This is a genomic window from Tardiphaga sp. GW821-FHT12E02 (genome assembly GCF_058807155.1).
The window spans coordinates 678,755-691,711 of the sequence record NZ_JBXAQK010000001.1 but is presented as its reverse complement, the minus strand read 5'-3'; the positions used below and the strand labels follow the sequence as shown (position 1 = coordinate 691,711).

General features: G+C 62.7%; 13 protein-coding genes. 6 read left to right on the top strand and 7 right to left on the bottom strand.

Annotated features, from left to right (window positions below):
* The first annotated feature begins 70 nt into the window (after nt 1-70).
* The 4 genes from AC1RQ5_RS03285 to olsB all read left to right on the top strand — a co-directional run bounded on the left by AC1RQ5_RS03285 (nt 71) and on the right by olsB (nt 5,808).
* Nucleotides 71-1,609, top strand: a complete 1,539-nt coding sequence (locus AC1RQ5_RS03285) for a YifB family Mg chelatase-like AAA ATPase (protein ID WP_493203284.1) — start codon at nt 71-73, stop codon at nt 1,607-1,609.
* 102 nt (nt 1,610-1,711) lie between these two features.
* Nucleotides 1,712-2,182, top strand: coding sequence for a hypothetical protein (locus AC1RQ5_RS03280; protein WP_493197071.1), 471 nt, complete (start codon nt 1,712-1,714; stop codon nt 2,180-2,182).
* Between the two features lie 152 nt (nt 2,183-2,334).
* On the top strand, nt 2,335-4,536 hold the full coding sequence (locus AC1RQ5_RS03275; RefSeq protein ID WP_493203283.1) for an ATP-binding protein: 2,202 nt from the start codon (nt 2,335-2,337) through the stop codon (nt 4,534-4,536).
* Nucleotides 4,537-4,884: 348 nt separating this feature from the next.
* Complete coding sequence (olsB, locus tag AC1RQ5_RS03270) at nt 4,885-5,808, top strand: l-ornithine N(alpha)-acyltransferase (protein WP_493203281.1); 924 nt, start codon at nt 4,885-4,887, stop codon at nt 5,806-5,808.
* Nucleotides 5,809-5,951: 143 nt separating this feature from the next.
* Here the strand turns inward: olsB and coaA are convergent, their stop codons facing one another.
* The 7 genes from coaA to hisB form a co-directional block, all read right to left on the bottom strand.
* Nucleotides 5,952-6,908, bottom strand: a complete 957-nt coding sequence (coaA, locus tag AC1RQ5_RS03265) for a type I pantothenate kinase (protein ID WP_493197070.1) — start codon at nt 6,906-6,908, stop codon at nt 5,952-5,954.
* 54 nt (nt 6,909-6,962) lie between these two features.
* Complete coding sequence (locus AC1RQ5_RS03260; RefSeq protein WP_398484859.1) at nt 6,963-7,286, bottom strand: phosphoribosyl-ATP diphosphatase; 324 nt, start codon at nt 7,284-7,286, stop codon at nt 6,963-6,965.
* A 29-nt stretch (nt 7,287-7,315) separates the two neighbouring features.
* Nucleotides 7,316-8,077, bottom strand: coding sequence for an imidazole glycerol phosphate synthase subunit HisF (gene hisF, locus AC1RQ5_RS03255; RefSeq protein WP_493197069.1), 762 nt, complete (start codon nt 8,075-8,077; stop codon nt 7,316-7,318).
* Between the two features lie 9 nt (nt 8,078-8,086).
* Nucleotides 8,087-8,824, bottom strand: a complete 738-nt coding sequence (hisA, locus tag AC1RQ5_RS03250; RefSeq protein WP_493197068.1) for a 1-(5-phosphoribosyl)-5-[(5-phosphoribosylamino)methylideneamino]imidazole-4-carboxamide isomerase — start codon at nt 8,822-8,824, stop codon at nt 8,087-8,089.
* The gene (gene hisH / locus AC1RQ5_RS03245) at nt 8,812-9,462 is read right to left on the bottom strand and encodes an imidazole glycerol phosphate synthase subunit HisH (RefSeq protein WP_398484853.1); all 651 of its coding nucleotides are present in this window, start codon (nt 9,460-9,462) and stop codon (nt 8,812-8,814) included. Before hisH ends, hisA begins: the two co-directional genes overlap by 13 nt.
* On the bottom strand, nt 9,459-9,971 hold the full coding sequence (locus AC1RQ5_RS03240; protein ID WP_493197067.1) for a DUF2628 domain-containing protein: 513 nt from the start codon (nt 9,969-9,971) through the stop codon (nt 9,459-9,461). Before AC1RQ5_RS03240 ends, hisH begins: the two co-directional genes overlap by 4 nt.
* 103 nt (nt 9,972-10,074) lie before the next feature.
* On the bottom strand, nt 10,075-10,668 hold the full coding sequence (gene hisB, locus AC1RQ5_RS03235; protein ID WP_493197066.1) for an imidazoleglycerol-phosphate dehydratase HisB: 594 nt from the start codon (nt 10,666-10,668) through the stop codon (nt 10,075-10,077).
* Between the two features lie 348 nt (nt 10,669-11,016).
* Here hisB and hslV point away from each other — a divergent pair, with 348 nt between their 5' ends.
* The gene (gene hslV, locus AC1RQ5_RS03230; protein WP_398484259.1) at nt 11,017-11,586 is read left to right on the top strand and encodes an ATP-dependent protease subunit HslV; all 570 of its coding nucleotides are present in this window, start codon (nt 11,017-11,019) and stop codon (nt 11,584-11,586) included.
* Nucleotides 11,583-12,887 (top strand): ATP-dependent protease ATPase subunit HslU, encoded by a 1,305-nt coding sequence (gene hslU, locus AC1RQ5_RS03225; RefSeq protein WP_398484257.1) that lies wholly within the window; start codon nt 11,583-11,585, stop codon nt 12,885-12,887. Before hslV ends, hslU begins: the two co-directional genes overlap by 4 nt.
* The last annotated feature ends 70 nt before the right edge of the window (nt 12,888-12,957 follow it).

The following is a 12,957-nucleotide window of genomic DNA, read 5'->3' as shown; positions in this document are numbered from 1 at the left end:
CAACACCGCTGTCTAACGTTCTTGTCATCATCTAAAAGCATTGCTACCTTAAATAGAATATCAGGGTGGCATCATGCAGCATGTCGCGACGGTCGCATTCGAGGGGATCGAGGCCCGCGCGGTTGACGTGCAGGTTCAAGTGGTGCCCGGCCTGCCGAATTTCATCATCGTCGGCCTGCCCGACAAGGCCGTTTCCGAAGCGCGCGAGCGGGTTCGCGCGGCACTCACGGCATCCGGTCTCGCGCTACCGGCACGGCGGATCATCGTCAATCTGGCGCCCGCCGATCTGCCGAAGGAAGGCAGTCATTACGATCTGCCGATCGCACTCGGCCTGATGGCGACCATCGGCGCGATCCCGCATGACGCGCTCGCAGGCTTCACCGTGCTCGGCGAACTTGGCCTCGATGGCTCGCTCGCACCGGTCGCCGGGGTGTTGCCGGCAGCGATCGGCGCCAATGTCCGCGACGAGGGGCTGATCTGTCCGGTCGCCTGTGGCGCCGAGGCAGCCTGGGCCAGCCCGGATATCCAGATCATCGCGGCACAATCGCTGATCCAGATCGCCAATCACTTCAAAGGCACCCAGGTGCTGTCGCGGCCGCAGCCGAGGGTGCAGACCCGCGAGGACTCACGGCTCGATCTCCGGGACATCAAGGGCCAAGAGAGCGCCAAGCGTGCATTGGAAATTGCGGCAGCTGGAGGTCACCATCTCCTGATGATGGGATCGCCCGGCTCCGGCAAATCCATGCTCGCCGCGCGGCTGCCATCGATCCTGCCGCCGCTGGCCCCGGCTGAATTGCTCGAAGTCTCGATGATCGCCTCGGTCGCCGGGATGATCCGCGACGGTGCGCTGACGGCGCAGCGGCCGTTCCGCGCCCCACATCATTCGGCCAGCATGGCGGCGCTTACCGGCGGCGGGCTGCGTGCCAGGCCCGGCGAGATCTCGCTGGCACATCAGGGCGTGCTGTTTCTCGACGAACTGCCGGAATTCGACCCACGCGTGCTCGATTCCCTGCGCGCGCCGCTGGAGAATGGCGAGGTGTCGGTGTCCCGCGCCAATCATCGCGTCACCTATCCCGCGCGCTTCATGCTGGTGGCGGCGATGAACCCATGCCGTTGCGGCCATGCCTTCGAGCCCGGCTTTGCCTGCAAACGCGGGCGGATCGACCGCTGCACGTCGGACTACCAGACCCGGATCTCCGGCCCGTTGATGGATCGCATCGACCTGCGCATCGAAGTTCCCGCCGTGACGGCCGCCGACCTGATCCTGCCGCCACCATCGGAGGGATCAGCGGAAGTCGCTGCACGGGTGGCGGCCGCACGCAGCCTGCAGACCGCGCGCTACATGAACGCGGGACTGATCGGCACGCACACCAATGCATCTGCACCAGCATCCGTTCTCGAAACGGTGTCGCAGCCCGACAAGCAGGGTCTCGCGCTGCTGAAAGAAGCCGCCGAGACCATGCGGCTCAGCGCCCGCGGCTATCATCGCGTGCTGCGCGTGGCGCGGACGCTGGCCGATCTCGATGGCACCGAAAAGATCGGCCGGCTGCATCTGGCAGAAGCGCTCTCCTATCGTGCATTGGCCGACGAGGTGAGGAGCGCAGCTTGAAACCACAACGAATGCGCGTATCGTCAACCCCGCAGTAACCAGTCCCGTTTACGCTTCGCTCACCATACCCCGCATTACGGGGTGAAGGGGCGAGTGCGTATCATGCTGCGTTTCAAGATTTTGGCCTCCACGATTCCGTTGGCGATTGCCGCTTTCCTCGCGCGCGGGGAGCTGTTTGCGTCCGTACGTCCCTGCATCGCCGCGGGCGACAGCACGGTCCAGCTCGCCTCCATGCCATGGCAGGCACAGAGCCATGTCAGCTTCACCGACGATCCCGTCCGCGCCACTGTGCGGGTACAGATCGTCGACAATGCCGAAAGCGCCGATTTCGCCGTGATCGATGACGAAGATACCGATGAGCCCGGTGCCTGCGCCACCAATGCCGCGACGCGTTTCGTCGGTATTACGGCATCGGCTGCCAGCACGGATCCGATCATCTATCTGTCGGAGAGCGGTGAGGCCGATTATCGCATTTTCGTGCGCTCGCGGAGTTTCACGGTGCGGGACGCTGCAGCTCTGATCGTCGCAGCACGGAATGCGCCGCCGGCGCGCATGGCGGCCGCGAGCTTCTGACGCCTGTTAAGGCTTCATCAACCATAACGAGACCGCTTCGGTATCATCGCCGCGCGCGCAACGCCTTGGCAATCTGATCCGCTCATCATCGCCATATCCCCGCATCGAGCCGGAGTGGCGCCGTGGCTAAACGCATTTTCCGGATCAAGGTCATGTTCCGGCGCTTTGCGCGTCGCTTTCCATGGCTGTCTTTCGCCATCCGCTCCTTCGTGATGTTCTCCGCGGCATTCGGTGGCGCCTATGGCTTCATCTCCGCCGCGGCCTCGCCGACCTCGGGTTACGATCCTCACGCCTTTGCGATCGGCGCCAGCTTTCTGTTCGCAGTCGCCTGCGTCGCCCTTGTCAGCATGAGCATCCGCATGCGCTTCCTGCACAAGCGCATGTGCAAGGTCAGTGCCCTCAACGAGGCGCTGGTCGATCGTAACTGGGAACTGAAGGAAGCCGAGGAACGCGCGCGCCATCTGTTCGAGGCGCAGGACGATCTCATCGTCATCCGCCATCAGGACGGCCGCATCACTTATGTCAACGATGCCTATTGCACATTGGCGGAAACTCCGCGTGATGCGCTGGTCGGCAGCCATTTTGAATTGAAAGTGCTGGAGCAGGGCGACAGTGCCAACGAGTCGAATGGCACCAGCATCCACGATCAATGTATCGCCACCGCCACCGGCCCGCGCTGGATCGCCTGGCGCGAGGGCATGGTGCGCATCGATGCGAATCGTCCGGCAGAATTGCAAAGCGTCGGTCGCGACGTCACCGACCGTACCGAAACAGAACGCGCACTGTCCGACGCCCGCGACAATGCCAATGCCGCCAATCGCGCAAAATCGCGTTTTCTCGCCATGGCCTCGCATGAGATCCGCACGCCGTTGAATGGCATTCTGGGCATGAGCGGCCTCTTGCTCGATACCCAGCTGTCACCGGAGCAAACGACTTATGCCCGCGCTGTGAAGACATCGGGCGAATCGCTGTTGTCGTTGATCGAGGAGTTGCTCGACTATTCCAAGATCGAAGCCGGCAAGATCGACCTCGATTATCGTCCCTTCGCACTGTCATCACTAATCGAGGACATCACCGAACTCCTGGCCCCGCGCGCGCAGGCGCGCGACCTCGAAATCGCCGCCTATATCGACGAGCGGCTGCCGCTGGAGGTGATCGGCGATGCCGCACGCCTGCGGCAGGTGCTGCTCAATCTCGCCGGCAATGCGATCAAATTCACCTCCACCGGCGGCGTGGCGCTGATCGTCGAGCCCGGCATCTGGCCCAATGAAGTCAGCTTCATCGTGCGCGACACCGGCATCGGCATCGCGCCGGATGCCCAGCAGCGCATCTTCCGCGAATTCGAACAGGCGGATGAACGCACGGCACGGAATTTTGGCGGCACAGGCCTCGGGCTCTCCATCAGCGAGCGCATCGTCAAGCGCATGAACGGCCGCATCGCGCTGCAGAGCCAGCCCGGTGTCGGCTCCACCTTTGAAGTCGCGATCCCGCTGGTCGCTTCCAATGACCGCGCCGAAGCTTTCGTGCCGCCGGATCTCAGCGGTCAGTCTGTGATGCTGGTGGCGCCGCAAAGCATCGAGGCCTCGCTGATTGCCCGGCGCCTGGAGCGCTGGGGTGCGCAGACCTGCATGGTCTCCGATACAGATGTCGCGCTGGCGCTGCTGCCGGAGCGCCCATGGCGCGCCGTGCTGATCGACCGCGCGCTTGGTGCCAGCGAATTCGAACGGCTGTCTGAACGCGCTGTGTCGCATGCCACGCAGCGCATCGGCCTGTTCACGCCCGCCATGCGACACGAATTGCAGCCGACGGCGACAGAGGGCCTTACCGGCTATCTGATCAAGCCACTGCGCGCAGCATCGCTGGCGAAGCTATTGGGTGTGCAGACGGACGATCAGGCGCCGACGATCGAAGAAGCGGCCCTTGCGTCCAATGACGCCACAGCGAGTGACGGCCTCTCGATCCTTGTCGCCGAAGATAACGAGATCAATGCGCTGCTGATGCGCTCGCTGCTGACACGGCTCGGCCACCGCACTGTGGTCACGACCAATGGCGAACAGGCACTGGAATCCTGGATCGCTTCGGATGCGGCCGGCACGCCATTCGATCTCGTGCTGATGGATATCCAGATGCCGAAACTCGACGGCATCGCCGCCGCCAAGCGCATCCGCGCATTGGAAGCCGGCCAGCGCGTCCGTCGCACGCCGATCCTGGCGCTGACCGCCAATACGCTGGTGGAAGATCGCTATGCCTGTTTTGAAGCGGGCATGGATGGCTTCCTGCTCAAGCCGCTGGACCGCGACAAGCTGGAAGAGGCGCTGAAGCATCTGGCCGCGGGCCGGCATATCGCGGCTTAGACGCCGTCCTCATGGTGACGAGGCGCGAAGCGCCGTCTCGACCCATGAATGGCTGGGCTCAGAGCGTGTAGCCATCCTGCGAGACGCCGCTGCGCGGCTCCTCAGGATAAGGGGCGTGTTTGTCGCTCTCTTTCCCCAACCTTTCCTGTCACACCTTCGCAATACACCCGTCACACCTCTGTCGATCACCCGTGATGTCTGGTGTCGATGGGCCGCGTCGATTCGCGTGGGGCTCATCGCGGCCTGGGGTTAAGTCGGGGATTGGCTATGCACGGCAACGAACTCGTTCGACCGAAGCCAGGCATCATCAAGCCCGGCCTTGTTAAATCAGGCCTTGTTAAACCAGGCATGATGCAGATGTTGCGGCCGCAGAACATGGCGCTGGCGGCACAGACCGCCATCACCTGGTTCAAGCCACCCTTCAATTTCGATCCCGCCAATTTCAATCCGCAAAACCTGAATTCAAAAGGCGCGCCATCGCTCGGCCGCATGGGTCCGCTGGAAGTGCGGCTCGCCCAGGACAAGCGCGACGTGAAGCGCGCCCAGCGCCTGCGCTATAAAGTGTTCTACAAGAACGGCACCGCCATCGCCGACGCCGCCACCATGCTGGCACGCCGCGACAAGGATGCCTTCGACAAGATTTGCGATCATCTTCTCGTCGTCGATCATGCGGCCAAGCCGACGCTATCGGGTCGCCAACCGGTGGTCGGTACCTATCGCCTGCTGCGCCATGAGATGGCGATGAAGAATGGCGGCTTTTATACCGAGAGCGAATTCGATCTCGATGGCATCCTGCACAATCATCCGGGACTGCGCTTCCTCGAACTGGGTCGCTCCTGCGTGCAGGAACGTTATCGCACCAAGCGCACCGTCGAGCTGCTGTGGCAGGGCATCTGGAGCTATGTGAAGCAGAACCGCTTTGACGTGATGATCGGCTGCGCCAGCTTTGAGGGCACCGATCCGGACGCACTGGCGCTGCCGCTGTCTTTCCTGCATCACAATGCCCGCGCACCCGAAGAATGGCGCGCCCGTGCGCATGGTTCACGCTATGTCGAGATGAACCGGATGCCGAAAGACGCCATCGACCAGAAGGCCGCGCTCCGTGCATTGCCGCCGCTGATCAAGGGCTATCTGCGCATCGGCGCGATGATCGGCGATGGTGCCGTCATCGATCATCAGTTCGGCACCACGGATGTGCTGATCGTGATGCCGGTGTCGGCGATCGGCGCGCGATATATCGAGCATTTTGGTGGGGAAGCGAAGGCGGCGTAGGCGCTTCGGAGCGGCGCTTCCCTCCGCTTGTCATCGCCCGTGACAGCGGGCGATCCAGTAAACTCTGCCGTCTCAGAAACACGTCAGCAGCCGTGTGTACTGGATCGCTCGGTCGAGCCGGGCGATGACAGTGAGAACATGGACTACAGCCGCCGCAGCGCCACGTTTTCAATCACGTGATCCGCGCCCTTCTTCAGGATCAACGTCGCCCGCGGCCGCGTCGGCAAGATATTGTCCTCGAGATTGGCGAGGTTCGTCCGCTCCCAGATCGCCAGCGCGGTTGCCGTTGCTTCTTCATCCGACAGCAGCGCATAGCGATTGAAATAGGAGCGCTTGTCGTGGAACGCCGTATCGCGCAGCGCCAGGAAGCGCTTCACATACCATTCGCGCAGCACCGGCTCATCGGCATCGATATAGACCGAGAAATCGAAGAAGTCGGACACCACAGGCACCGCCTTGCCATCGCGCGGCAGACGGCCGGCCTGAAGCACATTGACGCCTTCGACGATGAGAATGTCAGGCTGATCGACCTCGACGAATTTGTCCGGGACGATATCGTAAGTGAGATGCGAATAGACGGGCGCGCGGACATTGGTGCGGCCCGCCTTGATGTCGCTGAGAAACTGCAGCAGCAGCGGCAGATCGTAGCTTTCCGGAAAGCCCTTCTTCTGCATGATGCCGTTGCGCTCGAGCACCGCATTGGGAAACAGGAAACCGTCGGTGGTGACGAGATCGACCTTCGGCTTCGGCGACCAGCGCGCCAGGAGCGCCTGCAGCACGCGGGCGGTGGTCGACTTGCCGACCGCGACCGAGCCGGCGACGCCGATGATATACGGCATCTTGCGATCTTCGATGCCGAGAAACTTGCGCTGCGCCACATAGAGCCGCTGATGCGCAGTGACATACATCGAGAGCAGGCGCGACAGCGGCAGATAGATCTCCTCCACCTCGCGCAGATCGAGGCGATCATGCATCGAGCGCAGTGCCGCGATCTCCTCGGCATTCAATGCCATCGGCATGTCGTCGCGCAGCTTGGCCCACTTCTCGCGGGGATAGTTGCGATACGGATCGTATTTCTGCTCGGGGGCCCGCATATCCATCAGTGTTTCCCAAATGTGTGGTCAAAGCTCTTGATGACTTTTGACCCTAGATCGTCAGTCGCTCTTGCGTGACGCCTTTTCCTGCAATCCCGATTGATGCGTGCGGGCAGCAAGAGCTGCCTCCACATCCTGAATGGTGACACCGCGTGATTTCAGCACCACCAAAAGGTGGAACAGCACATCGGCACTTTCATTGATCAGATTGGTGCGGTCGTCCTCGACCGTCGCGATGACGAGCTCGACCGCCTCTTCGCCGAATTTCTTGGCGCAATGCACGGCGCCCTTGTCGAGCAGCTTCTTCGTATAGGACGACTCACCATCCGCCGCGGCTGCGCGGGCGTCGATGGTGGCGGCGAGATCATGCAGCGTGAAGGACATCGATCAAACTCGTTATGGGGCGAGGGCCCCTAGGGGTCGAGCCGCATCGGCAAGCCGGCGCGCGTCATGTGGTCCTTGGCCTGGCGGATGGTAAATTCACCGAAGTGAAAAATCGAGGCTGCCAGCACCGCTGTCGCGTGGCCGGACCTGATACCTTCGACCAAGTGATCGAGATTGCCGACGCCGCCCGAGGCGATCACCGGTACGGCGACACTGTCAGCAATGGCGCGGGTCAGTTCGATATCGAAGCCGGTGCGGGTGCCGTCGCGGTCCATCGAAGTCAGCAGGATTTCGCCGGCGCCGAGCGAGACCACTTCCTGCGCGAATTCGATGGCGTCGATGCCGGTCGATTTGCGGCCGCCATGGGTAAAGATCTCCCAGCGTGAGCCCGCGCGCTTGGCGTCGATGGCCACCACGATGCACTGGTCACCGAATTTTTCCGCGGCTTCCTTGACGAACAGCTTGTTCGCCACCGCGGCGGAATTGATCGACACCTTGTCGGCACCGGCACGCAGCAGCGCCTTGATGTCATCCACGGTGCGGACGCCACCGCCGACGGTCAGCGGCATGAAGCAGGCTTCCGCCGTGCGGCGGACCACATCCATCATGGTGCCGCGATTTTCATGCGTGGCATTGATGTCGAGAAAGGTCAGTTCGTCCGCACCGGCGGTGTCATAGGCAATCGCCGCCTCGACGGGATCGCCGGCGTCGCGCAGATCGACAAAATTGACGCCCTTCACCACGCGGCCGTCCTTGACGTCGAGGCAGGGGATGACGCGGACCTTGAACATGGTTTTGTCCTATGCGGCCTTGATCAGAGCGAGCGCTTCAGCCGGATCGATGCGGCCGTCATAGAGCGCACGACCGGAAATGGCGCCTTCGAGCTTTTTCGCACGCGGCTCCAGCATCGCCTTGATGTCGGCGATGGAGGCGAGGCCACCTGATGCGATGACGGGGATCGAGATGGCATCGGCGAGCGCGATGGTCGCGTCCCAATTGATGCCCTTGAGCATGCCGTCGCGGGCGATGTCGGTGAAGATGATGGCGGCAACGCCGGCATCTTCAAAACGCTGCGCGATGTCGAGCGCGGTGACCGTGGACACGTCCGCCCAGCCTTCCACTGCAACCTTGCCATCACGCGCATCGAGACCGACGGCGACGCGGCCGGGAAATGTCTTCGCGGCCTGCTTCACCAGTTCGGGATCGCGCACCGCGGCAGTGCCGATGATGACCCGGCTGATGCCTTTCGACAGCCATGCTTCGATGGTCGCGAGATCGCGGATGCCGCCGCCGAGCTGCACCGGGAATTTGACGAGCTTGAGCATCGCCTCGACGGCCTGCGCATTCACCGGCTTGCCGGCAAAGGCGCCGTCGAGATCGACGACATGGAGATATTCAAACCCCTGATCCTCGAACGATTTCGCCTGCGCGGCAGGGTCGAGGTTGAACACGGTGGCGCGCGCCATGTCGCCTTGTTCGAGGCGAACGCACTGGCCGTTTTTCAGGTCGATGGCAGGAAAGAGGATCACGGCTTCCATTTCAGAAAGTTGGAGATCAAAGCCAGCCCGAAGCGCTGGCTCTTTTCGGGATGAAATTGCGTACCGATCGCGGTGTCGCGGCCGACAATGGCGGTGATCGGCCCGCCATACTCAGCGCGCGCGAGCACTTCCTTCTCGTTCACCGCATTGAGGTGATAGGAGTGCACGAAATAAGCGTGGCGCCCCTTCGGCCCGAGCGGCAGGCCGTTCAGCACCGGATGCTCCTGCAACAGCTCCAGCGTATTCCAGCCCATATGCGGGATCTTCAGGCTCTCGTCGCGCGGCGTGATCTTCTCGACATCGCCGGCAATCCAGTTGAGCCCATCCGTGGTGACATGCTCCTTGCCGCGCGTCGCCATCAGCTGCATGCCGACGCAGATGCCGAAGAACGGCCGCGCCTTGTCGCGCACGGCTTCGGTCATCGCCTGCACCATGCCGTCGAGCTCGTTCAAACCACGGCGGCAATCGGCGAAGGCACCGACACCGGGCAGCACGATGCGATCGGCGCGAAACACCTGGTCGGGATCGCGGGTGACCACGATCTTCTCGGGGTTCTCCATGCCGCGCGTCGCGCGCTCGAAGGCTTTTGCAGCGGAGTGCAGATTGCCGGAGCCGTAATCGATAATGGCGACGGTCACCGTGTCACTCCCGGTTGCGGAAACAGCCCGATCACGTCCTCAGGCCCGCGCGAAAACGGCTGGGCAGGGACATAGCGGGTCGGCGGCGGCGCGCCGCGATCAGTCGAATACGAATCAGAACGCAGGCTGGCAGCCCAGCGATCGAAGAAGCGCCGCTCGGCGGCTTCCGGATTATCAGCCACGACCACATCGAGCTGCCGCCACTTGCCGCGCGAATACGACCAGCGTCGCAGGCTCGACGCCTCGAACCCCATCAGCAGCGCGATGAAGAACATCGCCAGCATCCGCGGCCCAGCCGGCACGCCGAGCTTCGACAGCGCGATCTCACCGACAAAAGACAGCACGAGATAGCCGATCAGCGCCAGCCACAGCCGGTGAAACAGGAGCCAGAACGGACCTGCGATAAACGCCCAGACATGAAAGCCATCGCGTACGAAGACGAACTTGTCCGTCGCCGCCAATGGCGATGTCTCGGCGCTTTTCGGCGCATGAACTGTATAGACCGGCATTAGAGCTCCGTCTTCTCAACCGTCATTGCGAGGAGCGAAGCGACGAAGCAATCCAGTCTCTGGCTTTCTGGATTGCTTCGCTGCGCTCGCAATGACGAGCGTATTATCCGCCGAGCTGCCCCTTGGAGGACGGCACTTCGCCGGCATTGCGCGGATCGATGGCCACTGCCGTGCGAAGCGCCCGCGCCAGACCCTTGAAGCAGGATTCGGCAATGTGATGGCTATTGTCGCCATATAGGGTTTCGACGTGCAAAGTCACGCCCGCCTGCATGGCGAAAGCGGTGAACCATTCGCGCACCAGCTCGGTGTCGAATTCGCCGATCTTGTGGGTCGGGAAGGTGGATTTGAACACCAGGAACGGGCGGCCGGAAATATCCAGCGCCACCCGGGTCAGGGTCTCGTCCATGGGCATATAGACCGAGGCATAGCGGGTGATGCCGGCCATGTCGCCGAGCGCCTGCTTCACGGCCTGGCCGAGGGCAATGCCGACGTCTTCCGTGGTGTGGTGGAAGTCGACATGGAGATCGCCCACCGCCTTCACGGTGATGTCGATCTTCGAATGGCGGGCGAGCAGGTCAAGCATATGGTCAAAGAACCCGATGCCGGTGGTCGAATTGGACGCACCGGTGCCATCGAGATTCACGGAGACCTCGATCTGGGTCTCCTTGGTGGCGCGCTTGATCGTCGCCTTGCGCATCGAATGGGCCTCTTGCTCGCTGAAAACGCGGTCTTTTAACAAAGGGATGACAGCGGCGCCATGGCCGGAGAGGACGATATTTGCGGCTATGGTGAGCGGAAATTCATGGCTTGGGGCAGCTACAAACACCGTCAGTCCCCTCGCCCCACAAGCGAAGCGCAGTGGGGAGAGGGCTAGGGAGAGGGGCCGCCACAAACGCCGGAGGCTGCGGAGGCACCCTCTCCCTAACCCTCTCCCGCAAGCGGGAGAGGGGACGACGGAGCGGAGGGTGCGCAGAATTCACATGCCATCGGCCGCATTTGCATCCGCCCCCGCCCGTGCCTAGATCAGACCCTCACGAGGGACCCCATGAACAACCACTTTTCCGCATCGTCAGAGCCGTCGCCCGGCTGGCATGGCACCACCATCCTGACCGTCCGCAAGAACGGTAAAGTCGTGGTGGGCGGCGATGGCCAGGTTTCGATCGGCCAGACCGTGATCAAGTCCAATGCCAAAAAGGTCCGCAAACTGGGCAAAGGCGACGTCATCGGCGGTTTCGCCGGCGCCACCGCCGACGCCTTCACGCTGTTCGAACGGCTGGAAGCCAAGCTGGAGCAGTATCCCGGCCAGCTCACCCGCGCCGCCGTGGAACTCGCCAAGGACTGGCGCACCGACCGTTACCTTCGCCGGCTCGAAGCCATGATGATCGTGGCCGACAAGACCACCTCCCTGGTGCTCACCGGCACCGGCGACGTGCTGGAGCCTGAATATGGCGTGATGGCCATCGGCTCCGGTGGCAATTACGCATTGGCGGCCGCTCGTGCATTGGCCGACACCGACCAGGATGCCGAGACCATCGTCCGCAAGTCGCTGGATATCGCCGCCGACATCTGCGTCTACACCAACCGCAATCTGACGATCGAGACCCTGAGCGAATGACCGACTTCTCCCCCCGCGAAATCGTTTCCGAACTCGATCGCTTCATCGTCGGCCAGCACGACGCCAAGCGCGCCGTCTCCATCGCGCTGCGCAATCGCTGGCGCCGGCTGCAGCTCACCGGGCTGCTGCGCGAAGAAGTGCTGCCGAAAAACATCCTGATGATCGGGCCCACCGGCGTCGGCAAGACCGAGATCGCCCGGCGCCTGGCCAAGCTCGCCGGCGCGCCTTTCATCAAGGTGGAAGCGACCAAATTCACTGAGGTCGGCTATGTCGGCCGGGACGTCGAACAGATCATCCGCGACCTCCTCGAAGTCGGCATCGCCCAGACCCGCGAGAAGAAGCGCAAGGATGTGCAGGCCCGCGCGCAGCTTGCCGCTGAAGATCGTGTCGTCGATGCGCTGGTCGGCGCCAATGCGAGTGCGGCGACCAAGGAGTCGTTCCGCAAGAAGCTGCGCGCCGGCGAACTCAACGACAAGGAAATCGAGATCGAGGTGTCGTCATCGGGCGGGGCACCGTCGATGTTCGAGATCCCGGGCATGCCCGGCGCGCAGATGGGCGCCATCTCGCTCGGCGATATCTTTGGCAAGATGGGCAAGGGCACCAAGACGCGCCGGCTCAAGGTCGAGGACGCCCATGAGCCACTGGTGAGCGAGGAAGCCGACAAGCTGCTCGACAATGACCAGGTGGTGCAGGAAGCGATTTCCGTCGTCGAGAACAACGGCATCGTGTTTCTCGACGAGATCGACAAGATCTGCGTGCGCGACGGCCGCAGCGGCGGCGAGGTTTCCCGCGAGGGCGTGCAGCGCGATCTGCTGCCGCTGATCGAAGGCACGACCGTCTCGACCAAGCATGGCGCGGTCAAAACCGAGCACATCCTGTTCATCGCCTCCGGCGCGTTTCATATCGCGAAGCCCAGCGACCTGCTGCCGGAACTGCAGGGCCGCCTGCCGATCCGCGTCGAGCTCGATGCACTGACGCGGGACAACATGCGCCGCATTCTCACCGAGCCGGAAGCGTCGCTCATCAAGCAATATGTGGCGCTGCTGCAGACCGAAGGCGTGACGCTGGAATTTGCCGACGACGCCATCGATGCGCTGGCGGATGTGGCTGTCGCCGTGAATTCAACCGTCGAGAATATCGGCGCGCGACGGCTGCAGACGGTGATGGAGCGGGTGCTGGACGAAATCTCGTTCACCGCGCCGGACAAGCATGGCGAGACGATCCGCATCGATGCGGATTATGTGCAGAAGCATGTGGGGGATCTGGCGAAGAACACGGATCTCAGCCGGTTTATTCTGTAACCGCTACACACTCTCACTGTCATCGCCCGGCTTGACCGGGCGATCCAGTAGACTCGCTCTCACTAACTAC

What these genes read in the sequence shown, in the direction of transcription:
- AC1RQ5_RS03280 (WP_493197071.1), top strand. Translation starts at nt 1,712, where the DNA reads ATGCTGCGTTTCAAGATTTTGGCCTCCACGATTCCGTTGGCGATTGCC.
- AC1RQ5_RS03275 (WP_493203283.1), top strand. Translation starts at nt 2,335, where the DNA reads ATGTTCCGGCGCTTTGCGCGTCGCTTTCCATGGCTGTCTTTCGCCATC.
- olsB (WP_493203281.1), top strand. Translation starts at nt 4,885, where the DNA reads ATGATGCAGATGTTGCGGCCGCAGAACATGGCGCTGGCGGCACAGACC.
- coaA (WP_493197070.1), bottom strand. Translation starts at nt 6,908, where the DNA reads ATGGATATGCGGGCCCCCGAGCAGAAATACGATCCGTATCGCAACTAT.
- AC1RQ5_RS03260 (WP_398484859.1), bottom strand. Translation starts at nt 7,286, where the DNA reads ATGTCCTTCACGCTGCATGATCTCGCCGCCACCATCGACGCCCGCGCA.
- hisF (WP_493197069.1), bottom strand. Translation starts at nt 8,077, where the DNA reads ATGTTCAAGGTCCGCGTCATCCCCTGCCTCGACGTCAAGGACGGCCGC.
- hisA (WP_493197068.1), bottom strand. Translation starts at nt 8,824, where the DNA reads ATGGAAGCCGTGATCCTCTTTCCTGCCATCGACCTGAAAAACGGCCAG.
- AC1RQ5_RS03240 (WP_493197067.1), bottom strand. Translation starts at nt 9,971, where the DNA reads ATGCCGGTCTATACAGTTCATGCGCCGAAAAGCGCCGAGACATCGCCA.
- hisB (WP_493197066.1), bottom strand. Translation starts at nt 10,668, where the DNA reads ATGCGCAAGGCGACGATCAAGCGCGCCACCAAGGAGACCCAGATCGAG.
- hslV (WP_398484259.1), top strand. Translation starts at nt 11,017, where the DNA reads ATGAACAACCACTTTTCCGCATCGTCAGAGCCGTCGCCCGGCTGGCAT.
- hslU (WP_398484257.1), top strand. Translation starts at nt 11,583, where the DNA reads ATGACCGACTTCTCCCCCCGCGAAATCGTTTCCGAACTCGATCGCTTC.